The sequence below is a fragment of the Malikia granosa genome (genome assembly GCF_002980595.1).
Taxonomy (GTDB): domain Bacteria; phylum Pseudomonadota; class Gammaproteobacteria; order Burkholderiales; family Burkholderiaceae_C; genus Malikia; species Malikia granosa.
In genome coordinates this window covers 23,293-49,576 of the sequence record NZ_PVLQ01000005.1, presented here as the reverse complement: position 1 = coordinate 49,576, position 26,284 = coordinate 23,293, and the positions used below count along the sequence as shown (strand labels likewise).

The following is a 26,284-nucleotide window of genomic DNA, read 5'->3' as shown; positions in this document are numbered from 1 at the left end:
CGGGCACCTTGAAATCACTCCAGAAAGGGCTCGGGAGCAGACAGGTCGGACCTAGATCGACAATTGGAGAAAATATCCTCAACAAAGTTTTTTTAGAAAATTGACAACTCTGCCTCAAGTGAAATATCCATAACAATTGTCAATCTAAGCCGGCATCGCTCTTCCCTGGCCGCCTTATTCCACCGTCACGCTCTTGGCCAGGTTGCGCGGCTTGTCGACGTCGGTGCCCTTGGCCAGCGCCGTGTGGTAGGACAGCAGCTGCAGCGGCACCACATGCAGGATCGGGCTCAGCACGCCGTAGTGCTCGGGCAGGCGGATCACGTGGACGCCTTCGCTGCTCTGGATATGGGTGTCGGCATCGGCCAGCACATACAGCACGCCGCCGCGCGCGCGCACCTCCTGCATATTGCTCTTGAGCTTTTCCAGCAGCGCGTCGTTGGGCGCGACCACCACCACCGGCATCGCGCTGGTGACCAGTGCCAGCGGACCATGCTTGAGCTCGCCGGCGGCATAGGCCTCGGCGTGGATGTAGGTGATCTCCTTGAGCTTCAAGGCCCCCTCGAGCGCGATCGGATAGTGCAGGCCGCGGCCCAGGAACAGCGCGTTGTCCTTCTGCGCGAAGGCCTCGGCCCACTGGATCAGCTGCGGCTCGAGCGCCAGCACCGACTGCAGCGCGACCGGCAGATGCCGCATGTCCTTCAGATGGCGCGCCTCGTCCTCGGCCGACAGCTTGCCCTTGGCCTGGGCCAGCGCCAGCGTCAGCAGGAACAGGCCGGCGAGCTGGGTCGTGAAGGCCTTGGTGCTGGCAACGCCGATCTCGGCGCCGGCGCGCGTGATGTAGGCCAGCTCGCACTCGCGCACCATGGCGCTGGTCGCGACGTTGCAGATCGTCAGCGTGTGGGTCATGCCCAGGCTCTGGGCGTGGCGCAGCGCGGCCAGCGTGTCGGCGGTCTCGCCGCTCTGGCTGATGGTCACGACCAGAGTCCTGGGATCGGGCACGCTGGTGCGGTAGCGGTATTCGCTCGCGATCTCGACCTGGGTCGGGATGCCCGCGATGTCCTCCAGCCAGTACTTGGCGGTGCAGCCGCTGTAGTAGCTGGTGCCGCAGGCCAGGATCAGCACCCGGTCGATCTCCTTGAACACGCGCCAGGCCGAACCGGCCTGCTCGCCCTGGCCGTCGAACAGCTCGGGCGCGATGCCCTCGATGCCCTCGAGCGTGTCGGCCACCGCGCGCGGCTGCTCGAAGATTTCCTTCTGCATGTAGTGGCGGTAGGGCCCGAGCTCGACCGCGCCGCTGTGCACCTGCACCGTCTTGACCGGACGCTGGTTGGCGTCCTGCGCCTGACCGGCGCGGTCGAAGATCCAGTAGCGGCCCAGCTGCAGGTCGACCAGGTCGCCTTCGGCCAGGTAGCAGATCTGGTCGGTGACGCCGGCCAGTGCCATCGCGTCGCTGGCCAGGAAGTATTCGCCCTGGCCCACGCCCAGCACCAGCGGCGAGCCGGCGCGCGCGCCGACCACGCGGTTCGGCTCGTCCTTGTGGAAGACGGCGATCGCATAGGCGCCGTGCAGCCGGGCGATGGCCGCGCTGACGGCCTGGAACAGGTCGCCCTCGTAGAGCGAGTCGACCAGATGCGCGATCACCTCGGTGTCGGTCTGGCTGTCGAAGACATAGCCACGGGCCTGCAGCTCGGCGCGCAATTCGTCGTGGTTCTCGATGATGCCGTTGTGCACCAGCGCGACGCGGGCCGGGCGTTCCTGGGCCTGGGCACCCGGGCCATGGCTGAAATGGGGATGGGCGTTGTGCACTGCCGGTGCGCCATGGGTGGCCCAGCGCGTGTGCGCGATGCCGGTGCCGGCGATCAGCTGGTCCTGCTCGACCTGCTGCTGCAGCTCGGACACCCGGGCCGTGCTGCGGGCGCGGTCCAGGCCGGCCGGTACGCCGGCGGGCGCGCCATCGACGGTCGCGCCGCGGTGCACCGCGACGCCGCAGGAGTCATAACCCCGGTATTCGAGTCGCTGCAGGCCCTGCACCAGCACCGGGACGATATTGCGCGTAGAGACTGCGCCGACGATTCCACACATAGTTGACCTCAAATTACGTAGTATTTGCTCATCGTAATGGGAAGCCAGAGAAATAAGTGTGCAAATATTTATGATATTTGAGCAAATATTTCTTTCCTTTGAGTGTGTGCAATATTCTTTTGATAAAGTTTTATCGATGGAAGAATCTGCCTTTGATCCGATCGACCTCAGGCTGCTGGCCGAACTGCAGCGCGATGCCTCGCGCTCCAACCAGGCCCTGGCCGAGTGCCTGGGCATTTCGCCCGCGACCAGCCTGCGCCGGGTGCGGCGACTGGTCGAGCTGGGGGTGATCGAGCGCCAGGTCGCGCTGCTGCAACCCGACCGGCTCGCCGCCTTGCTCGGTCATGGCCTGACCGCGCTGGTCGAGGTCAGCCTGGACCGCCAGGGCCAGGAAATGCTCGACGCCTTCGAGGCGCGCGCCGTCGCCGACGCGCAAGTGCAGCAATGCTGGCGCGTCAGCCCGGGACCGGATTTCGTGCTGGTGGTCGCGGTGCACGACATGCCGGGCTACCAGGCGCTGGCGCAGCGCCTGTTCACCCAGGATGCCAATGTGCGCAATGTGCGCGCCTTCTTCAGCCTCAAGCGCGCCAAGTTCGAGCCGGCCCTGCCGCTGCCGGAGCGCGGGCGCAGCTGAAGAGCAAGTCCGGCCGGGGCCGCTGCCTCAGCCCTTCTGCTTGCTCGGGCGCTGCCAGTTCGCGACGCTGAGCTGCTTGCCGCGCGCCACCGTCAGCGCGCCGGCCGGCGTGTCCTTGGTCACGGTCGAGCCGCCGCCGACCGTGCCGCCCTGGCCGATCGTGACCGGCGCCACCAGCACGCAGTTGCTGCCGATGTGGACATCGGCCTCGATCACGGTGCGGTGCTTGTAGGCGCCGTCGTAGTTGGCCGTGATGCTGCCGGCGCCGTAGTTGACGCGCTCGCCGACATCGGCATCGCCCAGATAGGCCAGGTGGTTGGCCTTCGAGCCATCGGCCATGACCGAGTTCTTGACCTCGACGAAGTTGCCGACATGGACCTCGCGGCCCAGCTGGGCGCCCGGGCGCAGGCGCGCGAACGGGCCGACCAGTGCGCCCGCGCCGACGCTGACGCCGGCCTTCTCGCCGTCGATATGGGTGAACGGGTGGATCACCGCGCCGGCGCCGATGGTCGCGTTGGCGATCACGCAGTTGGCGCCGATGCGCACGCCCTCGCCGAGTTCGACCCGGCCCTCGAAGACGCAGTTGACGTCGATCTCGACATCCTGGCCGCAGACCAGCGTGCCGCGCAGGTCGAAGCGTGCCGGATCGGCCAGGCGCACGCCGGCGACCATCAGCTCGTCGGCGCAACGGCGCTGATAGGCGCGCTCGAGCTCGGCCAGCTGGGCCGGGCTGTTGACGCCGGCGACCTGCACCGCGTCGCTGATCCGGTGTCCGAGCACGCGCGCGCCGTCGGCGACCGCGAACTTGACCACGTCGGTCAGGTAGTACTCGCTCTGCGCGTTGCGGTTGTCGAGCCGCGCCAGCCAGCCGCGCAGCAGCCGGGTCGGCAGCGCCATGATGCCGCTGTAGATCTCGGTGATGCGGTGCTGCTCGTCGGTCGCGTCCTTGTGCTCGACGATGGCCTGCACGTCGCCGATCACGTTGCGCACGATGCGGCCGTAGCCGGTCGGGTCGGCCATCTCGAGCGTCAGCAGCGCCAGGTGCTCGCCAGCGCAGACCTGCAGCAGCGCCTGCAGCGTCTCGGGACGGGTCAGCGGCACGTCGCCCGACAGCACCAGCGTGATGCCGTCATCGGCCAGCGCCGGCAGTGCCTGCTGCACCGCATGGCCGGTGCCGAGCTGGGGCTCCTGGCGCACGAAGTTCAGCGCCAGCTGCTCGCTGGCCAGCGGGGCCAGGGCGGCCTCGACCTGCTCGGCGCCGTGGCCGGTGATCACCACTGCCTGGCGCGCCGCGATCCGGGTCGCGCAATCGATCACATGGGCCGACAGGGCCCGACCCGCCAGGCGCTGCAGCACCTTCGGGGTCTTGCTCTTCATGCGCGTGCCCTTGCCGGCCGCCATGATCACCACATCCACGGGAAAGCTCATAAAAACTCCAGAAACACGTCAACTTGACGCTATTCTGTGATTATCCACCCGCTTTCACGGCGGTTTCTTGACTCAGGCCGGATCGGTCCGCCTGACGCCGGGGCCGGTCATGCCATCGAAGCCGAGCTTTTCCAGCAAGGGCAGGTCGTCGGCCTGCTCGACGCCGGCGGCAATCACGAACATCCCCAGCGCATGCGCCATCGTGCAGAGCCCGGTCAGGAATTCCTGGTTGCCGCTGTGGCTGCCGATGCCGCGCACATAGCTCGGGTCGACCTTGACATAGTCGAGCCCGAGACTGGCGAGCTTGCCGCTTTCGAGGAAGTTCTGGCCGAAATACTTGATGCCGATGCGGCAGCCCAGCGACTTGAGCCGCAGCATCAGGTCCTGGAAGGCCTCGAAATGGCGTGCCACCCCGTATTCCGGCACCTCGAACAGCAGCCGGACGCGCAGCGCCGGATGGGCCTGCAGCAACTCGCTGAGCTGCTTGCGGAAGCTGAAGTCGGTGATCGATTCGGCCGACAGGTTGACCGCCAGGTCGCCGGTCGATTCGCGCAGGCCGTTGATCGCCAGCCGCACCACCTCGAGGTCGATCTCCGTGGTCAGGTTGAGCTTGGCGGCCATCGGCAGGAAGTCCCCGGCCGTCAGCTGCGGCGTGCTCATGTCGGTCTGCAGGCGCAACGAGCCCTCGCGGTGGCGCAAGCGGCCATGCGCGCCCCTGACCACCGGGTACAGGGCCAGGCTCAGGCGCCCGACCCGGATCGCCTCCGTCAGCAGTGAGCGCCATTGCTCGGCCGGTATGGTGAGCTTGTTGCTGCCTTCCTCGGGCGCATGCCAGTTGTTCTGGCCCTTGGCCTGTGCCTGCGCCAGCGCCTGGTCGGCCTTGGCCAGCAGTTCGCCCAGGCTCTGGTGGCGCTGGTAGCGCACCGCGGCCAGGTGGAACAGGGCCGGGCATTCGGCTTGCCATTGCGGCAGCCAGTCGCGCAGCAGGCGCGCGTGCAGGGTCTGGGCCGCCAGGGCAGCCGAGTCCTGGCTCTGGTAGACCACGGCGAATTCGCCGCCCTTGAGCCGGCCGGCGTAATCCTGGCGCCCGTCCTGCAGCATGGCTCCGAGCGAGCGCAGCAGCCGGTTGGCGCCCTGGTGGCCCAGCTTGTCGTTGAGCCTGTTGAGGTCCTCGAGCCGGACGATGACCAGGCTGCCGCTGGAGCCATGCTGCTCGCCGCTCAGGATCTCGCCCAGCTGCGAGAGGAAATATTCCCGGTTCGCCAGCCCGGTGACGGCATCGTGGTTGACCCGGTCGCGCAGGGCCTCGAGGCGCTGCGCCTCCTCGGCGAACATGGTCTTGAGCAGGCCCACCATGTGGTTCATCGCGTGGGTGACCGCGCGCAGCTCGGGCGTGCGCGGCTCGTTGACGGTCTGGAAGCGGCGCTCGGCCAGCGCCTGCGCCTGCGCCACCACGTCGAGCAGCGGTCGGGTGATGAAGCGCAGCAGCATCGTGCCGAGCAGGCCGGTCAGCAGGCCGCCGAGCAGGAACCACGCCACCAGCTTGCGCGTGCCGTCCCACAGGCTCTTGTAGGCATACTGGTCGTGGCTGGCCAGGGTCAGGGTGCCGTACTGCTTCCAGCCTTCCTGGATCAGCGCCTGGCCGTTCTGGACCCGCAGCGGGATCAGGTCGATGAACCATTGCGGCACATCCTCGAGCTTGCCTTCGTAGTGTTTCTCGATCAGCGGCTGACCGCTGGGCGAGACGATCCGGATGAAGCGGTAGTGGCCGATGTCGAACTGCGAGGACACCATCAGCTCGAGCGTCGGCGGGTCCTTGGCCATCTGGCTCAGCGACAGCGCGAGCGAGGTCGCGTTGTCGATGTTCTTGATCTGCAGCTGCTGCTCCAGATATTGCCGCGAGGAATAGACATTGACCACCAGGCTGATGCCGAAGGCCGAGAGCATGACCAGGGCGATGGCCACCCAGAGTTGTTTGACGAGTGACATCGCGTCCTCTCCCTTGCTTGCTGCTGTCATAACTGTATGCCGTCGATCTTGATCCGGTCCAGCACGTCGCGCCAGCGCGACAGTCTGGCCGTTGGATCTGCGCCCGTGCTAGGGGTGCCTGGCACCCAGAGTCCCTGCTTGTTGAAGCTGAAGATCGGGGTCAGGTCGGTGCGCGTGGCGGCGGGTCGGATCGAGTTCAGCAGGCTGTCAAGAATGACCGGCTCGCCAGCCGGATCGACGTAATAGCCCAGCACCATGTGCGCCTCGCTGTTGAGGACCGAGGTGCCGCCGAAGCGGGCCCGGACGTAGATTAGGCGCAACCGCTCGTTCGGTACGCCCAGTATCAGCAGCGAGATGTACTTGGCGATCGCGAAATCCTCGCAGTCGCCCTGCGCCCGCCCCATGAATTCGAGCGGCGTGGCCCAGTAGTCCGGCACGCCCCAGACCGCCTGGTCGCTGTTGAAGCGCATGTGACGGTTGAAGAACAGGTTGACCGCCTTGAGCTTCTCGTCGTCGGACAGCGCGCGCGATTCCTCGAGCATGTGGCGCCAGCCGCCCACGATCTCGGCGGCCGGATTGCCATAGCGCTGCAGCGCCAGCAGATGCAGGCGGTCGAGTCCGGACTGCGCGAGCGTCCAGCCCAGGCCGGCCGCCAGCACCAGGCCGACCAGCCTGGCGGGCAGCTGGCCCGTCAGCGCGCCGAGCGCAGTCAGGAAGTGGCGGATCAGGGCACTCATGGAGCCGCCATCGTAGCGGCCTTGCCGGGCCGGGTCAGCAGGAATTTGCCAGCGGGCGCTAGTCGCTGAGCTGTAGCAGGGCTTCGTCACGCCAGTAGGCCATCGCGGTGAAATAGCTTTCCCAGACGCAGCCGTTGCAGCCGCGGCCGCAGCAGCTGGTCGGCTCCGGTGGCGGCTCGCGCAATTCGATGCCGGAACGGCTGGCCAGTGAGCGCGCCATCTGGATGGCGGCCTGGGCACAGGCCAGATCGGTGATGGGCAGCGCGCCCAGGTGGGCGACGGTGTAGTGGCTCATGCCTGGCCGTTTCAATAATGAGGAGGCAGCTCGTCGCGCAGGCTGCGGAAGGCCGGCGTCGCGTTGTCGCGCCACTGGCCGCGCAGCGCGGCGAGCTCGAGTTGCAGTTGCTCGATCTGGCGCTGCTGCCGGTAGACCAGCTCGTTGAGCCGGTCGAGCAGGTCGTCAGCATAGCTGGCCTTGATCTCGAGCTCGGCCAGCCGGTCCTCGGTGCGCGGATCGGTGCTCATCAGTAGGCGTAGACGCCGTGGCCGGTCTTGCGGCCCAGGCGGCCAGCAGCGACCATTTCCTTCAGCAGCGGGCTGGCGCGGTACTTGCTGTCCTTGAACTCGTCGAAGTACACGTTCATGATCGCCAGGCAGGTGTCCAGGCCGATCATGTCGGCCAGCGCCAGCGGGCCGATCGGATGGTTGCAGCCCAGCTTCATGCCGGCATCGATGTCCTCGGCCGAGGCGACGCCCTCGGCCAGCACGAAGAAGGCCTCGTTGATCATCGGCACCAGGATGCGGTTGACCACGAAGCCCGGCGCGTTCTTCACGCTGACCGGGGTCTTGCCCAGTCGCTGAGCCAGTTCGTGCACCGCGTCATGGGTCGCGTCGCTGGTCTGCAGGCCGCGGATCACCTCGACCAGCGCCATCAGCGGCACCGGGTTGAAGAAATGCATGCCGATGAAGCGTTCGGCGCGCGCGGTCACGGCCGCGAGCTGGGTGATGCTGATCGAGCTGGTGTTGGTCGCGATCAGGGTCTCGGGCGGCAGCAGGCCGTCGAGCTGGCGCAGGATCCGGATCTTGAGCTCGAGGTTCTCGGTCGCAGCCTCGATCACCAGGTCGGCGCCCTTGAGCGCCTCGTAGTCCGTCGTGCCCTGCACCAGGGCCAGCGCGGCATCGCGGTCGGTGGCGCTGAGCTTGTCCTTCTTGACCAGGCGCTCCAGGCTGGACTGGAGGGTGGCGAGGCCTTTCTGCACCGCGGCCTCGCTGATGTCGACCATCACGGCGCGGATGCCGCTGACCGCGCAGGCCTGCGCGATGCCATTGCCCATGGTGCCGGCACCTACGATGCCGACGGTTTTTATGCTGCTCATGGAAATTCCTGCAAAGGGGGGAACGGATCAAAAAACAAATTATGCCGGCTCGACCTGCGGCCTTTCTGGCCGCAGCGCCGCTGCCGGCAAGTCAAGCCGCTGGACCGGCTGGCCAGCGGCTGCGGCTTCAGGCCTGGGCCTGCCCGGTCTGCAGCGGCAGCTCGGCCCAGCGCAGGTCGGGGTCTTCCGGGTGGCGCTTGATCTCGAAGCCCAGGCTGCGCGCGAGGTCCAGCATGCCGCTGTTCTCGCGCAGGATGGTGCCGACCACGCGCTGCGTGCCATTGGCGCGCAGGTAGCGGATCAGCTTGTCCATCAGGATCCAGCCCAGGTGCTTGCCCTTCATGTCCGAGCGCACGATCACCGCGAATTCGGCCTCCTCGTTGTTCGGGTCGCTGATGCCGCGCACCGAGCCTATCGTCTCCTCGACCCCGTCGGCATTGGTGATGGTGGCCAGGAAGGCCATCTCGCGCTCGTAGTCGATCTGGGTCAGGCGCGCGAGCTCGCTGTGCTCGAGGCTGCGCCGGGCGCTGAACATGCGCATGCGCACGTCCTCGGGGTCGAGCCGGTGGAAGAAGTCCAGGTGCCTGAGCTCGTCCTCGGGCCGGATCGGACGCAGCGTCACCAGCGTGCCCTGGTCCCAGGGCTGGGTCTCGATCAGGTGGCGCGGATAGGCCCGGATCGCGAAGTTGGAGGCACCAGCCGGCTTGGCCCGGCTCAGGCGCACGCGCGCATCGAGCGCCAGCGCGCCCTCGTGGTTGACCATCAGCGGGTTGATGTCGAGCTCGGCGATCTCGGGAATGTCGGCCAGCAGCTGCGATACCGCCAGCAGCACATGGACGATCGCGTCATGGTCGGCCGCCGGCACCTCGCGATAGCCCTGCAGCAGCTTGGCGATGCGGGTGCGCCCGATCAGCGAGCGCGCCAGCGAGGTATTGAGCGGCGGCAGCGCCAGGGCCCGGTCGGCCACCACCTCGACCGACACGCCGCCGGCGCCGAACAGGATCACCGGACCGAACTGCGGGTCCACGCTCGCGCCCACGATCAGCTCGTGCGAATGCAGTGGTTGCACCATGGGCTGCACCGTGAAGCCCTCGATGCGCGCGCCGGGCTGGCGCTCGGCCACCCGTTGCAGCATCGCCTCGGCGGCGGCCATCACTTCGCTCGCGCCATGCAGGTTCAGCCGCACGCCGCCGACATCCGACTTGTGCACGATGTCGGGCGACAGGATCTTGATCACGACCGGATAGCCGACCGTCTCGGCCGCATAGACCGCGGCCTCGGGCTCGGGCGGCACCACCCGCGTCGGCGTCACCGGCACCCCCGCCAGTCGCAGCAGCTCCTTCGATTCGGGCTCGCTCAGCACCTCGCGGCCGTCGGCCAGCACGAACTCGACCAGCTCGCGCATGCGCGTCAGGTCGGGTTGGCTGCCGAGCGGGTCGGCGTTGGGCATCTCCATCAGTTCGGCCTGGTGGCGCTGGTACTGGCGCAGGAAGGAGAAGGCGCGCACCGCCTCCTCGGGCGTGTTGTAGTCGGGAATGCCGGCGCCGCGGCACAGCCGCCTGGCCTCGCTCACCATGCCGCTGCCGAGCCAGCTCGCCAGCACGCGCGAGGGCCGCTGGCTGGCCAGCGGCAGTACGGCCTGGGCGATCTCGGTGCTCGAGACGATGGCGGTCGGTGCCTGCACCAGCAGCACCGCGCTGTCGCGCTGCTTGAGCAGCAGCTGCAAGGCCTCGAGGTAGCGCTGTGGCGGTGCGTCGCCGACGATGTCGACCGGATTGCCATGTGACCAGTTGGCCGGCAGCAAGGCGTCGAGCTGCTCGACCAGGCCCGGTTCGAGTTCGGCCAGCTCGATGCCCGCGTTGGCCGCGGCATCGGCCGCGATCACGCCAGCGCCGCCGCCGTTGGTCAGCACGATCAGCTTCTCGCTGCGGTTGTCGCGGAAGCGCGCCAGCAGCTCGGCCGACGAGAACAGCTGCAGCAGGGTGTGCACGCGCAGCATGCCGGCGCGCGAGATCGCGGCGTCGAACACCGCGTCCGAGCCAGCCATGGCCCCGGTATGCGAGGCCGCGGCCTGCTGGCCCAGCACGGACTGGCCGGCCTTGATCACGATCACTGGCTTGTTGCGCGCCGCCGCCCGCGCCGCCGACATGAACTTGCGCGCCGACTCGATCGACTCGATGTAGAGCAGGATGGCGCGCGTGCGCGGGTCGCTGGCCAGGAAATCCAGCACGTCGCCGAAATCGACGTCAGCCTGTTCGCCGAGCGAGAGGAAATGCGAGAAGCCGATGCCGCGCGAATTGGCCCAGTCCAGCATGCCCGACATCAGCGAGCCCGACTGCGAGACGAAGGCGAGCTGGCCAGGTGCCGCATTGGCCGGCGCAAAGCTGGCGTTCAGCCCCAGGTGCGGCACCAGCAGGCCGATGCTGTTGGGCCCCAGGATGCGCAGCGTGTAGGGCCGCGCGGCCTCCAGCATGGCCTGCTTCTGGGCCGGCGTCAGTCCGGCCGAGATGACCACCGCGGCGCGCGTGCCCAGCGTGCCGAGCTCGGCGATCAGTCCCGGCACGGCCGCCGCCGGCGTGCAGATCACCGCCAGCTCGGGGCCCTTGCCGCACTGGGCCGCCAGCGCCTGCAGGTCGGGAAAGACGGGCTGGCCGCCCAGGGCCATCGGGTCGATATTGACCGCGTGCAGCTCGCCGCGGTAGCTGGCTTGCAGGTTGCTCCAGACCGTGTTGCCCACGCTGTGCGGGCGATCCGAGGCACCGATGACGGCGACGCTGCGGGGTGAAAACAGGGAGTCGAGGTGGCGTGTGCTCATGGGATGGGCGGTCTGGGTGGAGGCAGGACACTGTTTTGTTGCAGTGCATCAATTTCTCTCATCATGCCGCAACATGCCGACGAATGGCTGACAAAAATCAAGCTCGTCTTCGGCTTGTCGCCAAATCGACACAGAGCTGGTCCAGCCCTTGCAATCGCCGCGCCGACCTGGCCGCTCAGTCGGCGGCCGGCTTGAGCGCGAGTCCGGCCTGGTAGAGCGCGTTCTTCGATGCGCCCGTGATCTCGGCGGCCAGCCGGGCCGCGCCCTTGAGCGGCAATTCGGCCAGCAGCAGCTTGAGCACGCGCAGCGCCTCGGCGTCCGGGCCGTCCTCGCTGGCGGCAGCGCGCGCCAGCGGATGCAGCACGAGCGCGAACTCGCCCTTGCCATGCACCGGGTCGGCCGCCAGCCAGCCGGCCAGCTTGTCGCAGCGCAGCGTGACCAGTTGCTCGAACTGCTTGGTCAACTCGCGCCCGAGCGTCACCTGGCGCTCGCCGAGCTCGGCCAGGTCCTTGGCCAGCTGCTGGATGCGGTGTGGCGCCTCGAGCAGCACGCAGGCATGCGGCTGCTGGGCCAGCCGACGCAGTGCCTGCGCGCGCGCCGCGCCCTTGGTCGGCAGGAAGCCGGTGAACTCGAAGGCGGCGTCGCTATCGGTCGAAGCCAGTCCGGCCACGCTCAGCAGCGTCGTCACGCTGCTCGCGCCCGGCAGCGGGATCGCGCGCAGCCCGGCGGCCTGTACCGCCGCGCACAGCCGTGCGCCCGGGTCGCTGATGCCCGGCGTGCCGGCGTCGCTGACATAGGCGATGCGCTCGCCGCGCTGCAGCCGCTCGACCACGCCGACCGCGGCCTCGGCCTCGTTGTGCTGGTGCAGCGCGAGCAGCGGCCGGTGCAGCCCGTAGGCCTGCAGCAGGCTGGCGGTGTGGCGGGTGTCCTCGCAGGCGATCGCGTCGACCAGCCCGAGCAGGTGCAGCGCGCGCAGCGTGATGTCGGCCAGGTTGCCGATCGGGGTGGCTACCACGTAGAGCGCCCCGGCGGGATAATGTTGCGCACCGGCTGCCGCTTGCGCGGCGCCCAGCGCCGGCTGGAAGGAGGGGTTCAAGATGACGATCCAGAGTGAGGGAACAGCCGCCACCAGCAAGGCCAGGGGCGACAGGGCCGAACAGCTGGCGCTCGACCATCTGCAGCGCCAGGGCCTGCGCCTGGTCTGCCGCAACTTCAGGACGCCAGGCCGTGGCGGCGGCGAGATCGATCTGATTATGCGCGAGCGCGACGGCACCCTGGTCTTCGTCGAGGTACGCCAGCGCCGCTCGCTGGCGCAGGGTGGGGCGGCGGCCAGCATCGTGTCTGCCAAGCAGCGCCGCATCGTCTTCGCGGCACGCCATTTCCTGGCCCGGCTCGCCAGCCTGCCACCCTGCCGCTTCGACGCCGTGCTGCTGCAGGGCCGGCTCGACGGCCCCGAGCCGCCCGCGATCGAATGGCTGCAGGCCGCTTTCGATGCCGGCTAGGTGCTTGCGCCGAGCCGGCCCGGTTTATCATCCGCCCCATGCTCTTGCAACGCATCCAACAGCAATTCATCGACAGCGCCGACATCCAGTATCAATGTGCCCAGAGTCTGGCGCCGGCCGTGGAAGCCGCTCTCGGCGCCATCCTGGCTTCGGTCACTGGCGGCGGCAAGGTACTGGCCTGCGGCAACGGGGCCTCGGTCGGCCTGGTACAGGCCTTCGCGAGCGCCTTCGTCGGCCGCTTCGAGCGCGACCGGCCCGAGCTCGCGGCGCTCGCCCTGGGCAGCAATGCCGCCGTCTTCACCGGGCTCTACAACGCCTTCGACGCGCGCTCGGTCTACGCGCGCCAGGTGCGCGCGCTGGGACAGCCGGGCGACACCCTGCTGGTCGTCACCAGCCTGTCGCAAGCGCCCGAGATACTCGGTGCGGTCGAGGCCGCACACGAGCGCGAGATGACCGTGGTGGCGCTGTGCGGCGCTCGTGCCGGCGCGCTGGGCCAGCTGCTCAAGGACACCGACGTGCTGGTCTGCGTGCCGAGCGAGCGCCTGCCGCGCATCCACGAGGCGCACCAGGTGGCGCTGCACTGCATCTGTGATGGCGTCGATGTCCAGTTGCTGGGCGATGACGAGACCGAGGAGTTTGTCGAATGAAAACGCTGACCTTTCCGCTGCGACGCGGCACTGCCGCCCTGCTGCTCGTCGCCACGCTCGGCGGCCTGCTGTCGGGCTGCGCGCCGCTGATGCTGGGCGCTGCCGTCGGCACCGGCCTGGTCGCCTCCGATCGCCGCACCTCGGGCGCCCAGCTCGAGGACGAGGCGATCGAGCTCAAGGCTTCCAACCGCATCACCGAGGCCATGGGCACCCGGGTCCGCGTCAACGTCACCAGCTACAACCGCCAGGTGCTGCTGAGCGGCGAGGTGCCCAACGAGGCCGACCGCCAGCGCGTGCAGCAGACCGTCTCCGGCGTCGACAACGTGCGCTCGGTCGTCAATGAGCTCGCGATCACCGACAGCCCGACCCTGAGCCAGCGCACCTCCGACCTGGTGCTGAGCGGCCGCGTCAAGGCCGGCTTCATCGACCACCAGGAGCTCTCGTCGCAGGCCTTCAAGGTCGTCGCCGAGCGCGGCACCATCTACCTGATGGGCCGCGTGACCAAGCGCGAGGCCGACCTGGCGACCGAGATCGCGCGCACCACCAGCGGCGTCAAGGCCGTCGTGCGCATCTTCGACTACATCAGCGAGGAGGAGCTCAAGCGCCTGCAGGCTCCGCCCGCGCGCGAGCCCCAGTCCAAGCCGCTCTGAACCGACCCCGCGCCGGCGCGGCAGGTGCTCAGATCAAGGTCAGGTGCTCGGTGCCGGCCGACAGGTCGGCGCTGCGCGCGCGCTGGCTGTTGAGCTTGATGTTGAGCTTGAGGTCGTTCTGCGAGTCGGCGTTGCGCAGCGCCTCCTCGTAGGAAATCAGCCGGGCCTCGAAGGCGTCGAACAGCGCCTGGTCGAAGGTCTGCATGCCGACCTCGCGGCTCTTCTTCATCGTCTCCTTGATCTCGTTGATCTCGCCCTTCATGATCTGGTCGGCGATCAGGCCGCTGTGCAGCAGCACCTCGACCACCGCATAGCGGCCCTTGCCGTCCTGGCGCGGGATCAGGCGCTGCGCGATCATGCCTTTGATGTTGAGCGAGACATCCTTGAGCATCTGCGCGTGGCGCTCCTGCGGGAAGAAGTTGATGATGCGCTCCATCGCCTGGTTGGCGCTGTTGGCATGCAAGGTCGCCATGCAGAGATGGCCGGTCTCGGCGAAGGCGATCGCGTGCTCCATGGTCTCGCGGTCGCGGATCTCGCCCATCAGGATCACGTTGGGCGCCTGGCGCAGCGAGTTCTTCAGCGCGTTGTCCCAGTTGTCGGTGTCTAGCCCGACCTCGCGCTGGGTGATGATGCAGTTCTTGTGCTGGTGCACGAACTCGATCGGGTCCTCCACCGTCACGATATGCTCGTGCGTGTTCTCGTTGCGCCAGTCGACCATCGCCGCCAGCGTGGTCGACTTGCCCGATCCGGTGCCGCCGACCAGGATGCAGATGCCGCGCTTGGCCAGCGCGATGTTCTTGAGCACCTGCGGCAGTCCCAGCCCGTCTATGGTCGGGATCTGGCTCGGTATCGTGCGCATCACGATGCCGACCTTGCCCATCTGCAGGAAGCAGTTGACGCGAAAGCGCCCGATGCCGGCCGGCGCGATCGCGAAGTTGCACTCCCGGCTGCGCTCGAACTCGGCTGCCTGCTTGTCGTTCATGATCGCGCGCGCCAGCGTCTGGGTGTGCTGGCTGCTCAGCGGCTGCGGCGACACCTTGCTGATCTGGCCATCGACCTTGATCGCGGGCGGGAAGTCGGCGGTCAGGAACAGGTCGCTGCCCTTGCGTTCGACCAGCAGCCTGAGCAGGTCGTTGACGAATTTGCTCGCTTGATCGCGTTCCATCTGCATGCTCCTGCCGGGCATAGCCGGCTCAGTGGTGGGCCGACCTCCCCGCTCAACCGGGGAAGTTCTCCGGGATCTTGGCCTTGCCGCGCGCCTCGGCGTTGGTGATCTGGTTGCTCTTGACCAGCTCCGACAGGCTCTGGTCCAGCGTCTGCATGCCAAAGCCATTGCCCATCTGGATCGCCGAATACATCTGCGCGACCTTGTTCTCGCGGATCAGGTTGCGCACCGCCGGCGTGCCGAGCATGATCTCGTGTGCCGCGACGCGACCGCTGCCTTCCTTGTTCTTGCACAGGGTCTGCGAGATCACCGCCACCAGCGACTCCGACAGCATGGCGCGCACCATCTCCTTTTCCTCGGACGGGAAGACATCGATGATGCGGTCTATGGTCTTGGCCGCCGACGAGGTGTGCAGGGTGCCGAACACCAGGTGGCCGGTCTCGGCCGCCGTCATCGCCAGCCGGATCGTCTCGAGGTCGCGCATCTCGCCGACCAGCACCGCGTCCGGATCCTCGCGCAGCGCCGAGCGCAGCGCATTGGCGAAGGACAGCGTCATGCGGCCGACCTCGCGCTGGTTGACCAGGCATTTCTTCGATTCGTGCACGAACTCGATCGGGTCCTCGATCGTCAGCACATGGCCGTACTGGTTCTCGTTGAGGTGGTTGACCATGGCAGCCAGCGTGGTCGACTTGCCCGAGCCGGTCGGCCCCGTCACCAGCACCAGGCCGCGCGGCTTGAGCGCCAGGTCGGCAAAGATGCGCGGGCAGTTGAGTTGCTCGAGCGTCAGTATCCGGGAGGGAATGGTGCGGAACGCCGCTGCCGCGCCGCGGTTCTGGTTGAAGGCATTGACCCGGAAGCGCGCCAGACCCTCGAGCTCGAACGAGAAGTCGACCTCGAGAAACTCCTCGTAGTGCTTGCGCTGGGCGTCGTTCATGATGTCGTAGATCATCGCGTGGACCTGCTTGTGGTCCAGCGCCTCCACGTTGATGCGTCTGACGTCCCCATGCACCCGTATCATCGGTGGCAAGCCGGCTGACAGGTGCAGGTCCGAGGCCTTGTTCTTGGTGCTGAAAGCCAGCAGCTGGGTGATGTCCATCCCGACTCCCTTGTTTTTTATCATTATGTCCATGATCCTTGCCAATCTCCAAGCCCTGCAAGCGCGCATCGGCCAGGCTTGCGATCGCGCCGGCCGGTCCAGGGACTCGGTGCGCCTGCTGGCGGTTTCCAAGACCTTCGATGCCGAGGCGGTGCGCCAGGCCTGGCTGGCTGGCCAGCGCGCCTTCGGCGAGAACTATGTGCAGGAAGGGGTCGAGAAGGTGCAGCAGCTGCAGGCCGCCGGCCTGAGTGGCCTCGAGTGGCACTGCATCGGGCCGCTGCAGAGCAACAAGACCCGTCCGGTGGCCGAGCATTTCGACTGGGTCCACACGATAGACCGGTTCAAGGTCGCGCAGCGCCTGAGCGAGCAGCGGCCCGCCGAGTTGCCGCCCTTGCAGGTCTGCGTGCAGGTCAATGTCGATGGCGGCCCGAACAAGTCGGGCGTGCAGCCCGAGCAGGCGCTCGAGCTGGCGCAGGCGGTTGCTGCCTTGCCGCGCCTGCAGCTGCGCGGCCTGATGTGCATCCCCGAGCCGGCGCCCGATTTCGCCAGCGCCTGCGCAGTGTTCGGCCGCGCGCGCGCGCTGTTCGACGCGCTCAACGAACGGGGGCTGGCGCTCGACACCCTGTCGATGGGCATGAGCGACGATCTCGAGGCCGCCATCGCCAGCGGCAGTACCCTGGTGCGCGTGGGCAGCGCCATCTTCGGTTCACGCCACTATCCCGCATCCGCCTGAAGCGCCGCTGGCGGCCGCTTGCAATTCGGCGGGCCGGGCATTATTGTCATTCCTGCAGCAGGACATGGCCGGCCAGGCCATCGACGTTGGCACCCAATCTTCGTCCCGATCCAAGGAGTGAAAAGCATGAACAGCCTGATGACCCGCGGCAACCCGTTCGACGATCTGTTCAAGGACCTGATGTCGCCCGGTTTCTTCATCCGACCCCTGCATGGCGACCCGCTGCCGCAGTCGATCAAGGTCGACGTCAAGGAGTCGGACGGCGCCTACACGGTGCAGGCCGAACTGCCCGGGGTCGCCAAGGAAGACATCCAGGTCACGGTCGAAGGCAATGTCGTGACCCTGCGCGCCGAGGTCAAGCAGCAAGACAGCCAGACCGCCGACGAGAAGACCTTGCGCAGCGAGCGCTATTTCGGCTCGGTCGAGCGCAGCTTCCAGCTGCCGGCCGACATCGACAACAGCCAGGCCAAGGCCAAGTTCGACAACGGCGTGCTGAGCCTGACCCTGCCCAAGCGCCAGGGCAGCAGCAGCGGCCACCGGCTCGAGATCGACTGAGCCGCCCGGCCAGGGCCGGGCCGGCCTGCCTGGCTCAGCGGAACACCACGGTGCGGTGGCCGTTGAGCAGCACGCGGTGCTCGCTGTGCCACTTGACGGCGCGCGCGAGCACCTGGCTCTCGGTGTCGCGGCCGATGCCCGTCAGGTCGTCCACCGTCATGCTGTGGTCGACCCGCGCCACGTCCTGCTCGATGATCGGGCCCTCGTCGAGGTCGGCTGTCACGTAGTGGGCGGTCGCGCCGATCAGCTTGACCCCGCGCTGGTGCGCCTGGTAGTAGGGCTTGGCACCCTTGAAGCTGGGCAGGAAGCTGTGGTGGATGTTGATCGCCTTGCCGGCCAGCTTGGCGCACATCTCGTTCGAGAGCACCTGCATGTAGCGCGCCAGTACCACCAGGTCGGCCCGCTCCTGCTCGATGATCTCGAGCTGGCGCGCCTCGACCTGGGCCTTGGTCGCAGCCGTGACCGGCAGGTGATGGAAGGGGATGTTGTAGCTCGCCGCTAGCTGGTAGAAGTCGCGGTGGTTGCTGATGATGGCCCGGATGTCGATCGGCAGCAGGCCGCTCTTCCAGCGGAACAGCAGGTCGTTCAGGCAATGGCCCTGCTGGCTCACCATGATCACGGTCGGCAGGCGGGCGTCGAGTGCATGCAGGCTCCAGTCCATCGCGTGCGCCTGCACAAACTGCCCGACGGCCTGGCGCAGTTCCTGCTGGCCCAGGCTCAGGCAGACGAACTGCACCCGCATGAAGAACAGCCCGGTATCGTGGTCATTGTACTGGGCGGCTTCCTCGATGTTGCCGCCATGTTCCAGCAGGAAGCCCGAGACAGCGTGCACGATGCCGGGCTTGTCCTGGCAGGACAGGGTCAAGACGTAAGTATTCATGGTGCTGCGATTGTCGCGCATCCATGTGGCCCGTCGGCGGGCCGGGCCGCTGGCTTCAGAGCAGCGGTCGGCGATAGCCGCCGCTCACGCCGCGCGGTGACAGCACCAGCTGCCAGAGCTGGTTGTCGCGCGCGCGGAAGCCGCCGGCGCAGGCCATCAGGTAGTAGCGCCACATGCGCCGGAAGCGCTCCGGGTAGCGCGGCTGCAGCCGGGGCCAGGCGGCATCGAAGCGTTCCAGCCAGGCCATCAACGTGCGGTCGTAGTCGGCGCCGAAGTTGTGCAGGTCCTCGAGCACGAACTCGCGCTCGGCGGCCCGGGTCAGTTCGCCCACGCTCGGCAGCCGGCCGTTGGGGAAAATGTATTTCTCGATCCAGGGATCGTTGGCGCCGCCGGGACGGTTCTTGCCTATGCTGTGCAGCAGGAACAGGCCGTCCTCGCGCAGGTGGCGCCGGGCCAGCTCGAAATAGCTGCGGTAGTTCTTCGGCCCCACATGCTCGAACATGCCAACCGAGACCAGGCGGTCGAAGCGCTGCCCGCCGGCGGGCCTGAACTCGCGGTAGTCGACCAGTTCGACCCGGGCCGGCAGGCCCTGCAGTTGGCGGCCGGCCCATTTGGCCTGCTCGCGCGAGATCGTCAGTCCGACGCAGATCGCGCCGTATTGCTCGGCGGCATGGCGCATCAGCCCGCCCCAGCCGCAGCCGATGTCGAGCAGGGTCATGCCGGGCCTGAGCTGCAGCTTGCGGCAGATCAGCTCCAGCTTGGCGCGCTGTGCCTGCTCCAGGGTCGCGCCATTGGCCCAGTAGCCGCAGCTGTAGGACATGGTCGGGTCGAGCATGGCCTCGAACAGTTCGTTGCCGCTGTCGTAATGCCGCTCGCCCACCTGCCAGGCGCGCGCGCGGGACTGCAGGTTCATCAGCCGGGACTTGAGCGCGAGCAGCAGCAGTGCCGGGTTGCGCACCTGCCGGTCGAGGCCGGCGCGCAGCGCGCGGCAGATGAATTCGTCGACCCGCTCGCAGTCCCACCAGCCGTCCATATAGCTCTCGCCCAGGCCCAGGCTGCCTTGGCCGAGCACGCGCTCGAAAGTGCCGCCGTGCCGGATCTGCAGGTCCCAGGGCCTGGGACCGTTGAGCCTGACATCGGCTTGCGCGAGCAGTTCCTCGAACGCGGCCTGCGCACCGGTCTGTTCCGGCTGCGGACGCTCGAACCCGGCCGCTTGAACCAGTTCCTTGTCCATCTTGTGCTCCCTCCCCGGCGTGAAAGTAAGCCAAGAGGGCGCGTGCGGTCCAGCCGCTGGCGTACGCTTGGTGATTGATTTTTTCAATCACCGAGGCCGACAGATGAAATTCTCCTGCGATCCGGGCCGGATTAAGATCAAGCCACGCAGTTGTCGTTGCGGATTTTGGAACTGGAGTTCGATATGGAAAAGAAGAAGACTGAAGCCCTCAAGATGGACATCGGCATCGGTGAGCAGGACCGGGCGGCGATTGCCCAGGGCCTGAGCCGCCTGCTGGCCGATACCTTCACGCTCTACCTGACCACGCACAATTTCCACTGGAACGTGACCGGACCGATGTTCAACAGCCTGCATGCGATGTTCATGCAGCAGTACACCGAGCTGTGGAACGCGGTCGATCCGATCGCCGAGCGCATCCGCGCGCTGGGCCATCCGGCGCCGGGCTCCTATGCCGAGTTCGTCCGCCTGAGCTCGCTGCCCGATGTCGAGGCCCGTCCGCACAAGGCGACCGAGATGATCCGCCTGCTGGCCGAGGGCCACGAGGCGGTGGCGCGCACCGCGCGCGGCCTGTTTGCGCTGGTGAACCAGGCCGACGACCAGCCCAGTGCCGACCTGTTGACGCAGCGCCTGAGCGTGCACGAGCAGTCGGCCTGGATGCTGCGCAGCCTGCTCGAGGACTGAACGCCAGGATGAAACTGGCTACCTACAAGGACGGCTCGCGCGACGGCCAGCTGCTCGTCGTCTCGCGCGATCTCGGCCTGGCCTGCTACGCCACGGGCGCGGCCCAGACGCTGCAGCAGGCGCTCGACGACTGGAACTTCATCGCCCCGCAACTGCAGGATTTCTATGTGGCGCTGAACCAGGGACGGGCCCGCCATGCCTTTCCCTTCGAGCCCGGTCGCTGCATGGCGCCGCTGCCGCGCGCCTTCCAATGGGCCGCGGCGGATCCGGCGCTGCCCGAACAGCCCGCTGGGGCTGGCAGGCAATTGTCGCTGCGTCAGGGATCAGGCGATGCCTTCCTCGGGCCCTGCGACGACATGCCCTGGCATGAGCCGGCGCTTGGCGTCGACTGTGGCGCCGGTCTGGCGGTCGTCAGCGCCGACCTGCCGGCACGCGCGAGTCCCGAGCAGGCGCTCGACGCGATCCGGCTGCTGATGCTGGTCAATGACTGGTGCTTGCGGGCGCCGGCAGGCGCTGCGGCGCCTGAGGGCGCCATGCCGGCCTGGCCAGCCACTGCCTTCAGCCCGGTCGCCGTCACGCTCGACGAGCTCGGATCGGCCTGGCAGCGTGGCCGCCTCAAGCTGCCCCTGCAGCTCACGCGCAACGGACAGGCGCTGGCTGGCGGCGAGCCCGAGGCCGGCTCACTCCATTTCGGCCAGTGGCTGGCGCTGCTGTGCCGCCATCGCCCGCTGGGCGCCGGCACGGTGCTCGGTTGCCTGGCGCAGCGCTCCCCGGCGTTGGAGGAGGGCGACCAGCTGCGCCTCGAGGTCAAGGGCCCGCAGGGCCAGAGCCTGTTTGGCGCCATCGCCCAGACCCTGGCCTTGGCGGCCTGAAGGCCGCTTGCCGGGAAACGGGGTCAGAGGGTGGGGTGGGTCTCGCCGCTGGCGCGCTCGGCGCGCTCCTGGCAGGTCAGGCAGCGCAGCGTGGTCGGGCTGGCATGCAGCCGTGCCGCCGGGATTTCGGCTTCGCAATCGCCGCAATAGCCGTAGCTGCCGTTCGCGATCCGCTTGAGCGCCGCGTCGATCGCCTGCAGCTCCGCCGTCTCGCGCTGGTCCAGCGCCATCGCGAGATCGCGCTCGCCATCGAATTGCGCCCAGTCGCCGCTCTGGATGTCATGGCGGTCTTCAGCGGCTTCGGCGCGGCCGATCTTGCCGCCGCGCTGCTGGCGAATCTGTTCGATCAGGTCGTGACGCAACTGTTGCAGCTGTTGGGCAAAGGTCTCTGGGGTGGGGGCGCTCATGGTTGTCATCTCCTGGAAGGTCCGGATCGAATCGACATTCTCATACCAAACCCTTCCTTCTGCCCATATCTTGTTCCAGGCCGGCGCTGCGGATCTTGACCGAGGTCAAGCGGCAGAGGAATCCCGCTCCAGCAGCTTGTGGCATGCTTGGCAGCGAAGCGGCGTCAGCCCGACGTTGCATGCCTTCCCAGGAGCCCAGATGGACAAGACCGACTTCAGCGCCTTCGGCCAGTACATACCCGGATTCGATTTCCTGCAAAGCCTCGCGCGCCAGGCCACCGGGGTGGCGCCAGGCCTGCAGCCTGCGGCCAGTGCCATGCCTTCGCTCGGGCATTGGGTGGCACCGACCTTCAGCGTCGAGGAGATCGAGAAGCGCATCCACGACCTGCGCGCGGTGGAGTTCTGGCTCGACCAGAATGCCAAGGCGCTGGCCGCGACGATCCAGGCGCTCGAGGTGCAGAAGATGACGCTGGCCACGCTCGAGAACATGAACCTGAGCCTGCAGGACGTGGCCGAGTCGTTCAAGATCAAGCCCGAGACGGTGCAGGCCCAGGCCGCTGCGCGTCCCGCCAAGCCGGCCGAGCCGCCGGTCCAGCCCGCCGCCGAGTCGGCCCAGACCGATTCCGCCCAGGCCGGTGCCAAGACCGGGGTCGATCCGATGCAGTGGTGGAATTCGCTGACCGAGCAGTTCACCACCATTGCGACCAGCGCGGTGCAGGACATGGCCGGGCAGGCCGCGAAGGCGGCCGAGCAGGTGGCCCAGACCGTGCAGGCGAGCGCCGAGGCGGCCGAGAAGCTGGCCGAGCAGGCCCGCCAGGATGCCGAGGCAGCCCGGGCGGCCTCGGCGCAGCAGGCCAGCGAGCAGGCGGCAGCCAGCACCGCGGCCCGTCCTCGACCGAAGGCCGCCGCCAAGAAGACGGCAGCGACCGCCGCCAAGAAGGCCGCCAGCCCGCGTCCGCGCAAGAAGCCTGCCGCCGAGTGAGGCAGCGGCGGGCCGGTATCAGACGCCGCGCGCGCGCTCCGACTTGAAGCGGGCGCGCAGCGCGCTGAACTGGCCGGCCTCGAGCGACTCGCGCACCTCGCGCATCAGGTTGAGGTAGTAGTGCAGGTTGTGCACCGTGGTCAGCATCGGGCCCAGCATCTCGCCGCAGCGGTCCAGGTGGTGCAGGTAGGCGCGGGAAAAGCCCTCGCGCCCGCCGTCGTCCCAGCTCACGCCGCTGGAGCCGGCGCAGGCGTAGCAGGTGCAGCTCGAATCGAGCGGCTGCGGGTCGGCCTTGTGGCGCGCGTTGCGGATCTTCAGGTCGCCGTAGCGCGTGAAGATGGTGCCGTTGCGCGCGTTGCGCGTCGGCATCACGCAGTCGAACATGTCGACGCCCTGGGCCACGCCCTCGACCAGGTCCTCGGGCGTACCGACTCCCATCAGGTAGCGCGGCTTGTGGGCGGGCAGGCGGTGCGGCGTGTGCGCCATGATCTGCAGCATCAGCTCCTTGGGTTCGCCGACGCTCACCCCTCCGACCGCGTAGCCGGGGAAGTCCATCTCGACCAGGGCTTCGAGCGACTCCTGGCGCAGATGCTCGAACATGCCGCCTTGCACGATGCCGAACAGCGCGTTCGGGTTGCCCAGTCGCTCGAACTCGTTCTTGGAACGCAGCGCCCAGCGCCGGCTCAGCTCCATCGAGACGCGCGCCTCGGCCTCGGTCGTGATGTGGCCGCTGCCCTTCTCGCCCTGCCAGTAGGGCGTGCACTCGTCGAGCTGCATCACGATGTCCGAGTTCAGGATGGTCTGGATCTGCATGCTGACCTCGGGCGACATGAACAGCTTGTCGCCGTTGACCGGCGAAGCGAACTTGACGCCTTCCTCGCTGATCTTGCGCATCGCGCCCAGGCTCCAGACCTGGAAGCCTCCCGAGTCGGTCAGGATCGGCTTGTCCCATTGCTCGAACTTATGCAGGCCGCCAAAGCTCTGCATGATGTCGAGCCCGGGCCGCATCCAGAGGTGGAAGGTGTTGCCCAGGATGATCTGCGCCCCCATGTCGTGCAGGCTTTTCGGCATCACGCCCTTGACGGTACCGTAGGTGCCAACCGGCATGAAGATCGGCGTCTGCACCACGCCGTGGTTGAGTGTCAGCTGGCCGCGGCGGGCGTGGCTGTCGGGGTCGGTGTGGAGCAGGTCGAATTTGAGCATGTGAGGTTCCCTAGCGGCCCGGGCGGGCAAGCCGCGATTCTAGAAGGTCGGGCCGCCTCCCTTGGTCTGGGCGGCGCTGCTCGAGCTAGAACGTCCCCAGACCAGTCAGGCCGAGTTCACGCGGGCGAGCCTGGCTGTCGAGGCTGTCGGTGCCGACGCGCAGCCGCCAGTGTCGCCCGCGGGGGGGCATCGTTGCTGATCCGGACCGGCCCACTGACTCTTGCCAGCCCGGGGCCGGCCCGCACTGAACCCGGCCGTTTCAGTTCCCGGCTTGCTGGGCGACGCCCTGCAGCAGGCCCGCGATGGCCGCTTCGTCGTAGCCGATCTCGGCCAGCAGCTTGCAGGTGTCGGCGGCGGCTGCGCGTACCGGCTGGCAGGGCGCCGCCGGGGTCTGGCTGAAGCGCGGTGCCGGCGCGGGCTGCGTGATGCCGTTGACCTCGACAAAGGTGTGGCGCGCCTGGTTGTGCGGGTGTCGTGGTGCCTCGTCCAGGTCGAGCACCGGGGCGAAGCAGACATCGCTGCCTTCGAGCAGCTCGCACCATTGCTGGCGCGTCTTCTGCAGGAAGACTTCGGCGACGCGCTCCTTCAGCTGCGGCCATTGGGCAGCGTTCCACTGCGCGTCGAATTCGGGTCCGTCCAGGCCGCATTTCTCGCGCAGCAGGGCGTAGAACTGGGGTTCCATGGCACCGATCGACATATATTTGCCATCGGCGCAGCGGTAGGCGTCGTAGAAATGCGCGCCGCCATCGCCGTTGTTGCTGCCAGCTTCGGCATTCCACAGGCCGCAGCTGCGCCAGCCCTGGATCAGCGCGGTCAGCAAGGCCGATCCATCGCTGATGGCCGCATCCACCACCTGGCCCTGGCCGGACTGCCTGGCCTGCAGCACGGCGGCCAGCACGCCAAAGGCGGCCAGCATGCCGCCGCCGCCGAAGTCGCCGATCAGGCCGGGGGTCGGGGTCGGCTGGGCGCCGCGGCGCGCCGTCGAATGCAGTGCGCCCGACAGGGCGGTGTAGTTGATGTCGTGGCCGGCCGCCTGTGCCAGCGGGCCGTTCTGGCCCCAGCCCGTGACGCGGCCATAGACCAGCTGCGGGCGGCGCGCCAGGCAGATGTCCGGGCCCAGGCCCAGCGACTCCATCACGCCGGGGCGGAAGCCCTCGAGCAGCAGGTCGGCGCGCTCGATCAGCTTGAGCGCCACTTCGCGCCCTTCGGCCTGCTTGAGGTCGAGCGCGATCGACTCGCGGCCGCGCGACAGCACGTCGCTGTGGCGCGCGGTCAGGGCGGCCATTCCGCCTGCCTTGCCGGGCTTGCTCGGGCGATCGATGCGGATCACCCGCGCGCCCTGGTCGGCCAGCATCATGCCGGCAAAGGGCGCGGGGCCGAGGCCCGCGAATTCGATCACCGTCAGGTGGGACAGGGGGCCTGCGCGCTGCATCAGAGGCTCACCTGGCGGCCTTGCCTGTCGGCCGTCTTGTGGCTGAGCAGGAAGGCTTCGTTGAGCTCGATGCCGAAACCCGGACCTTCGTTCGGGTAGCACAGGCCGCCCTCGAACTTCGGAATGTTCAGCGCGATGTCGGTGCCGGCCGCGATGTTCTTGCTCTCCATCGTGCCGTGGATCATCAGCGGGCCGATCGACTCGTTGAGGCCCTGGGTTGCCCATTCGTTGGCGACCCAGAGGTGGGCGGCCGGACTGTGCTCGAGGCCGGAGCCGATCATGCAGCCGCAGTGCACCGGCAGGCCGGCCAGGCGCGCCATGGTCAGCCAGCGTTGCGCCTTGACCAGGCCGCCGGCCTTTTGCAGCTTGATGAACAGGCCGTCGGCCGCGCGGCGGTCGATGATCTCCTTCAGGTTGTACAGCTCCTGCGCCGACTCGTCGGCGTAGATCGGCGTCTTGACCGCGGCGCGCAGGCGGGCCATGCCCTCGATGTCCCAGTGCGCCAGCGGCTGCTCGATCAGGTCCAGGCCGGCGGAATCGATCTTGCGGATGATGTGCAGCGCCTTCTCGTAGCTCCAGAAGCCGTTGGCATCGATGGTCAGGTAGGCGTCCAGGCCGACCGTCTCGCGCACCGCATGCACCATGTCGATGTCGTCCTGGATCGTGCCGTAGCCGATCTTCATCTTGAACAGCGCGAAGCCGACGTCCTTGGCGCGCTTGGCTTCGGCCGCCACGTCGTCGGGCTTGCCGGCCGACAGCACCCAGCCCTGGCGCGCGGCCTCGATGGTGCGGCCGCCGAGCAGCTCGTAGACCGGCACGCCGAGCAGCTTGCCCTTGAGGTCGTGCAGCGCGAAGTCCACCGTCGCCTTGGCCTGGTTGTTGTCGCGCACCAGCAGGTCCATCTTGGCGACGATCTTCTCGATGTTGCGCGGGTCTTCGCCGAGCAGGATGCGCGGCGCGATCACGTTGGAGATCATCGCGATGATCGACTCCTGCAGCTCGCCGCGGTACCAGGACGAGGTGTCGCCGGAGTCGGAGAAGCCGACGCTGCCGTCATCGCAGGTGATCTTCAGCACCACGCTGTCGATCGAGGTGATGCGGGTGTTGGGCATGATCACCGGCTTCTTGAGCGGTGTGGAAACGGGGAAGGTCTCGACCTTGACGATTTTGCTCATGATGGGGCT

Annotated in this window: 26 protein-coding genes; 9 read left to right on the top strand and 17 right to left on the bottom strand. The window is 67.8% G+C overall.

Going from position 1 to position 26,284, the window contains the following annotated elements:
• Positions 1-174: 174 nt before the first annotated feature.
• Entirely contained in the window at positions 175-2,082 is a 1,908-nt protein-coding gene (gene glmS, locus C6P64_RS00685; protein ID WP_105746672.1) for a glutamine--fructose-6-phosphate transaminase (isomerizing), read from the bottom strand.
• Positions 2,083-2,218: 136 nt separating this feature from the next.
• Between glmS and C6P64_RS00680 the strand changes: the two genes are divergently transcribed.
• The gene (locus tag C6P64_RS00680) at positions 2,219-2,716 is read left to right on the top strand and encodes an Lrp/AsnC family transcriptional regulator (protein WP_105746671.1); all 498 of its coding nucleotides are present in this window, start codon (positions 2,219-2,221) and stop codon (positions 2,714-2,716) included.
• Between the two features lie 27 nt (positions 2,717-2,743).
• Here the strand turns inward: C6P64_RS00680 and glmU are convergent, their stop codons facing one another.
• From glmU to rsmI, 8 genes are all read right to left on the bottom strand, one after another.
• Complete coding sequence (gene glmU, locus C6P64_RS00675; protein ID WP_105746670.1) at positions 2,744-4,144, bottom strand: bifunctional UDP-N-acetylglucosamine diphosphorylase/glucosamine-1-phosphate N-acetyltransferase GlmU; 1,401 nt, start codon at positions 4,142-4,144, stop codon at positions 2,744-2,746.
• A 72-nt stretch (positions 4,145-4,216) separates the two neighbouring features.
• Positions 4,217-6,133, bottom strand: coding sequence for a bifunctional diguanylate cyclase/phosphodiesterase (locus C6P64_RS00670; protein ID WP_105746669.1), 1,917 nt, complete (start codon positions 6,131-6,133; stop codon positions 4,217-4,219).
• Between the two features lie 26 nt (positions 6,134-6,159).
• On the bottom strand, positions 6,160-6,870 hold the full coding sequence (locus C6P64_RS00665) for a transglutaminase-like cysteine peptidase (protein ID WP_105746668.1): 711 nt from the start codon (positions 6,868-6,870) through the stop codon (positions 6,160-6,162).
• Positions 6,871-6,928: 58 nt separating this feature from the next.
• Positions 6,929-7,165 carry an oxidoreductase-like domain-containing protein gene (locus C6P64_RS00660; protein WP_105746667.1) on the bottom strand — a complete coding sequence of 79 codons (237 nt, stop codon included), beginning with the start codon at positions 7,163-7,165 and terminating at the stop codon, positions 6,929-6,931.
• An 11-nt stretch (positions 7,166-7,176) separates the two neighbouring features.
• Positions 7,177-7,395 (bottom strand): SlyX family protein, encoded by a 219-nt coding sequence (locus tag C6P64_RS00655; protein ID WP_105746666.1) that lies wholly within the window; start codon positions 7,393-7,395, stop codon positions 7,177-7,179.
• Positions 7,395-8,246: a 3-hydroxybutyryl-CoA dehydrogenase gene (locus tag C6P64_RS00650; RefSeq protein ID WP_105746665.1), complete on the bottom strand. Its 852-nt coding sequence runs from the start codon at positions 8,244-8,246 to the stop codon at positions 7,395-7,397. The genes C6P64_RS00655 and C6P64_RS00650 overlap by 1 nt, the downstream gene beginning before the upstream one ends.
• Positions 8,247-8,373: 127 nt before the next feature.
• Complete coding sequence (locus C6P64_RS00645; RefSeq protein WP_105746664.1) at positions 8,374-11,061, bottom strand: bifunctional acetate--CoA ligase family protein/GNAT family N-acetyltransferase; 2,688 nt, start codon at positions 11,059-11,061, stop codon at positions 8,374-8,376.
• A gap of 175 nt (positions 11,062-11,236) precedes the next feature.
• Positions 11,237-12,157, bottom strand: coding sequence for a 16S rRNA (cytidine(1402)-2'-O)-methyltransferase (rsmI, locus tag C6P64_RS00640; RefSeq protein ID WP_105746663.1), 921 nt, complete (start codon positions 12,155-12,157; stop codon positions 11,237-11,239).
• Between the two features lies 1 nt (position 12,158).
• Between rsmI and C6P64_RS00635 the strand changes: the two genes are divergently transcribed.
• From C6P64_RS00635 to C6P64_RS00625, 3 genes are read left to right on the top strand one after another with little or no spacing between them, the layout of a single operon-like run.
• Positions 12,159-12,563: a YraN family protein gene (locus tag C6P64_RS00635; protein WP_105746662.1), complete on the top strand. Its 405-nt coding sequence runs from the start codon at positions 12,159-12,161 to the stop codon at positions 12,561-12,563.
• 38 nt (positions 12,564-12,601) lie between these two features.
• Positions 12,602-13,210, top strand: coding sequence for an SIS domain-containing protein (locus tag C6P64_RS00630; protein WP_105746661.1), 609 nt, complete (start codon positions 12,602-12,604; stop codon positions 13,208-13,210).
• Positions 13,207-13,860, top strand: coding sequence for a BON domain-containing protein (locus C6P64_RS00625; RefSeq protein ID WP_105746660.1), 654 nt, complete (start codon positions 13,207-13,209; stop codon positions 13,858-13,860). Before C6P64_RS00630 ends, C6P64_RS00625 begins: the two co-directional genes overlap by 4 nt.
• 28 nt (positions 13,861-13,888) lie before the next feature.
• Here the strand turns inward: C6P64_RS00625 and C6P64_RS00620 are convergent, their stop codons facing one another.
• Together C6P64_RS00620 and C6P64_RS00615 are read right to left on the bottom strand one after the other, a co-directional pair.
• Positions 13,889-15,025 (bottom strand): PilT/PilU family type 4a pilus ATPase, encoded by a 1,137-nt coding sequence (locus C6P64_RS00620; protein ID WP_105746659.1) that lies wholly within the window; start codon positions 15,023-15,025, stop codon positions 13,889-13,891.
• Positions 15,026-15,077: 52 nt separating this feature from the next.
• On the bottom strand, positions 15,078-16,121 hold the full coding sequence (locus C6P64_RS00615; RefSeq protein ID WP_105746658.1) for a type IV pilus twitching motility protein PilT: 1,044 nt from the start codon (positions 16,119-16,121) through the stop codon (positions 15,078-15,080).
• A 25-nt stretch (positions 16,122-16,146) separates the two neighbouring features.
• Here C6P64_RS00615 and C6P64_RS00610 point away from each other — a divergent pair, with 25 nt between their 5' ends.
• Both C6P64_RS00610 and C6P64_RS00605 read left to right on the top strand, forming a co-directional pair.
• Positions 16,147-16,854, top strand: a complete 708-nt coding sequence (locus tag C6P64_RS00610; protein WP_105746657.1) for a YggS family pyridoxal phosphate-dependent enzyme — start codon at positions 16,147-16,149, stop codon at positions 16,852-16,854.
• Between the two features lie 126 nt (positions 16,855-16,980).
• Complete coding sequence (locus C6P64_RS00605; protein ID WP_105746656.1) at positions 16,981-17,409, top strand: Hsp20/alpha crystallin family protein; 429 nt, start codon at positions 16,981-16,983, stop codon at positions 17,407-17,409.
• Between the two features lie 34 nt (positions 17,410-17,443).
• Here the strand turns inward: C6P64_RS00605 and purU are convergent, their stop codons facing one another.
• Together purU and cfa are read right to left on the bottom strand one after the other, a co-directional pair.
• Entirely contained in the window at positions 17,444-18,289 is an 846-nt protein-coding gene (gene purU / locus C6P64_RS00600) for a formyltetrahydrofolate deformylase (RefSeq protein WP_105746675.1), read from the bottom strand.
• A gap of 55 nt (positions 18,290-18,344) precedes the next feature.
• Positions 18,345-19,523, bottom strand: a complete 1,179-nt coding sequence (cfa, locus tag C6P64_RS00595; RefSeq protein WP_105746655.1) for a cyclopropane fatty acyl phospholipid synthase — start codon at positions 19,521-19,523, stop codon at positions 18,345-18,347.
• A gap of 183 nt (positions 19,524-19,706) precedes the next feature.
• Between cfa and C6P64_RS00590 the strand changes: the two genes are divergently transcribed.
• Both C6P64_RS00590 and C6P64_RS00585 read left to right on the top strand, forming a co-directional pair.
• The gene (locus C6P64_RS00590; RefSeq protein WP_105746674.1) at positions 19,707-20,204 is read left to right on the top strand and encodes a Dps family protein; all 498 of its coding nucleotides are present in this window, start codon (positions 19,707-19,709) and stop codon (positions 20,202-20,204) included.
• 8 nt (positions 20,205-20,212) lie between these two features.
• Positions 20,213-21,076 (top strand): fumarylacetoacetate hydrolase family protein, encoded by an 864-nt coding sequence (locus tag C6P64_RS00585; protein ID WP_105746654.1) that lies wholly within the window; start codon positions 20,213-20,215, stop codon positions 21,074-21,076.
• 23 nt (positions 21,077-21,099) lie between these two features.
• On the opposite strand, the gene C6P64_RS00580 is transcribed toward C6P64_RS00585, so the two are convergent.
• Entirely contained in the window at positions 21,100-21,483 is a 384-nt protein-coding gene (locus C6P64_RS00580) for a TraR/DksA family transcriptional regulator (protein WP_105746653.1), read from the bottom strand.
• A 199-nt stretch (positions 21,484-21,682) separates the two neighbouring features.
• Between C6P64_RS00580 and C6P64_RS00575 the strand changes: the two genes are divergently transcribed.
• Positions 21,683-22,465, top strand: coding sequence for a PhaM family polyhydroxyalkanoate granule multifunctional regulatory protein (locus tag C6P64_RS00575; RefSeq protein WP_105746652.1), 783 nt, complete (start codon positions 21,683-21,685; stop codon positions 22,463-22,465).
• 18 nt (positions 22,466-22,483) lie between these two features.
• On the opposite strand, the gene tgt is transcribed toward C6P64_RS00575, so the two are convergent.
• From tgt to C6P64_RS00560, 3 genes are all read right to left on the bottom strand, one after another.
• A complete protein-coding gene (tgt, locus tag C6P64_RS00570; protein WP_105746651.1) occupies positions 22,484-23,668 on the bottom strand; it encodes a tRNA guanosine(34) transglycosylase Tgt in 1,185 nt (394 codons plus the stop codon).
• 259 nt (positions 23,669-23,927) lie between these two features.
• Entirely contained in the window at positions 23,928-25,100 is a 1,173-nt protein-coding gene (locus tag C6P64_RS00565) for a CaiB/BaiF CoA transferase family protein (RefSeq protein WP_105746650.1), read from the bottom strand.
• The gene (locus C6P64_RS00560; RefSeq protein WP_105746649.1) at positions 25,100-26,275 is read right to left on the bottom strand and encodes a mandelate racemase/muconate lactonizing enzyme family protein; all 1,176 of its coding nucleotides are present in this window, start codon (positions 26,273-26,275) and stop codon (positions 25,100-25,102) included. The genes C6P64_RS00565 and C6P64_RS00560 overlap by 1 nt, the downstream gene beginning before the upstream one ends.
• Positions 26,276-26,284 lie beyond the last annotated feature (9 nt).

Coding starts and splice junctions, on each gene's coding strand:
- C6P64_RS00585 (WP_105746654.1), top strand. CDS start 20,213: ATGAAACTGGCTACCTACAAGGACGGCTCGCGCGACGGCCAGCTGCTC.
- C6P64_RS00565 (WP_105746650.1), bottom strand. CDS start 25,100: ATGCAGCGCGCAGGCCCCCTGTCCCACCTGACGGTGATCGAATTCGCG.
- C6P64_RS00625 (WP_105746660.1), top strand. CDS start 13,207: ATGAAAACGCTGACCTTTCCGCTGCGACGCGGCACTGCCGCCCTGCTG.
- C6P64_RS00665 (WP_105746668.1), bottom strand. CDS start 6,870: ATGAGTGCCCTGATCCGCCACTTCCTGACTGCGCTCGGCGCGCTGACG.
- C6P64_RS00575 (WP_105746652.1), top strand. CDS start 21,683: ATGGACAAGACCGACTTCAGCGCCTTCGGCCAGTACATACCCGGATTC.
- tgt (WP_105746651.1), bottom strand. CDS start 23,668: ATGCTCAAATTCGACCTGCTCCACACCGACCCCGACAGCCACGCCCGC.
- glmU (WP_105746670.1), bottom strand. CDS start 4,144: ATGAGCTTTCCCGTGGATGTGGTGATCATGGCGGCCGGCAAGGGCACG.
- C6P64_RS00620 (WP_105746659.1), bottom strand. CDS start 15,025: ATGGAACGCGATCAAGCGAGCAAATTCGTCAACGACCTGCTCAGGCTG.
- C6P64_RS00590 (WP_105746674.1), top strand. CDS start 19,707: ATGGAAAAGAAGAAGACTGAAGCCCTCAAGATGGACATCGGCATCGGT.
- C6P64_RS00635 (WP_105746662.1), top strand. CDS start 12,159: ATGACGATCCAGAGTGAGGGAACAGCCGCCACCAGCAAGGCCAGGGGC.
- C6P64_RS00630 (WP_105746661.1), top strand. CDS start 12,602: ATGCTCTTGCAACGCATCCAACAGCAATTCATCGACAGCGCCGACATC.
- C6P64_RS00670 (WP_105746669.1), bottom strand. CDS start 6,133: ATGTCACTCGTCAAACAACTCTGGGTGGCCATCGCCCTGGTCATGCTC.
- C6P64_RS00650 (WP_105746665.1), bottom strand. CDS start 8,246: ATGAGCAGCATAAAAACCGTCGGCATCGTAGGTGCCGGCACCATGGGC.
- C6P64_RS00660 (WP_105746667.1), bottom strand. CDS start 7,165: ATGAGCCACTACACCGTCGCCCACCTGGGCGCGCTGCCCATCACCGAT.
- glmS (WP_105746672.1), bottom strand. CDS start 2,082: ATGTGTGGAATCGTCGGCGCAGTCTCTACGCGCAATATCGTCCCGGTG.
- cfa (WP_105746655.1), bottom strand. CDS start 19,523: ATGGACAAGGAACTGGTTCAAGCGGCCGGGTTCGAGCGTCCGCAGCCG.
- C6P64_RS00560 (WP_105746649.1), bottom strand. CDS start 26,275: ATGAGCAAAATCGTCAAGGTCGAGACCTTCCCCGTTTCCACACCGCTC.
- C6P64_RS00680 (WP_105746671.1), top strand. CDS start 2,219: ATGGAAGAATCTGCCTTTGATCCGATCGACCTCAGGCTGCTGGCCGAA.
- C6P64_RS00615 (WP_105746658.1), bottom strand. CDS start 16,121: ATGGACATCACCCAGCTGCTGGCTTTCAGCACCAAGAACAAGGCCTCG.
- C6P64_RS00610 (WP_105746657.1), top strand. CDS start 16,147: ATGTCCATGATCCTTGCCAATCTCCAAGCCCTGCAAGCGCGCATCGGC.
- purU (WP_105746675.1), bottom strand. CDS start 18,289: ATGAATACTTACGTCTTGACCCTGTCCTGCCAGGACAAGCCCGGCATC.
- C6P64_RS00580 (WP_105746653.1), bottom strand. CDS start 21,483: ATGAGCGCCCCCACCCCAGAGACCTTTGCCCAACAGCTGCAACAGTTG.
- C6P64_RS00645 (WP_105746664.1), bottom strand. CDS start 11,061: ATGAGCACACGCCACCTCGACTCCCTGTTTTCACCCCGCAGCGTCGCC.
- C6P64_RS00605 (WP_105746656.1), top strand. CDS start 16,981: ATGAACAGCCTGATGACCCGCGGCAACCCGTTCGACGATCTGTTCAAG.
- C6P64_RS00655 (WP_105746666.1), bottom strand. CDS start 7,395: ATGAGCACCGATCCGCGCACCGAGGACCGGCTGGCCGAGCTCGAGATC.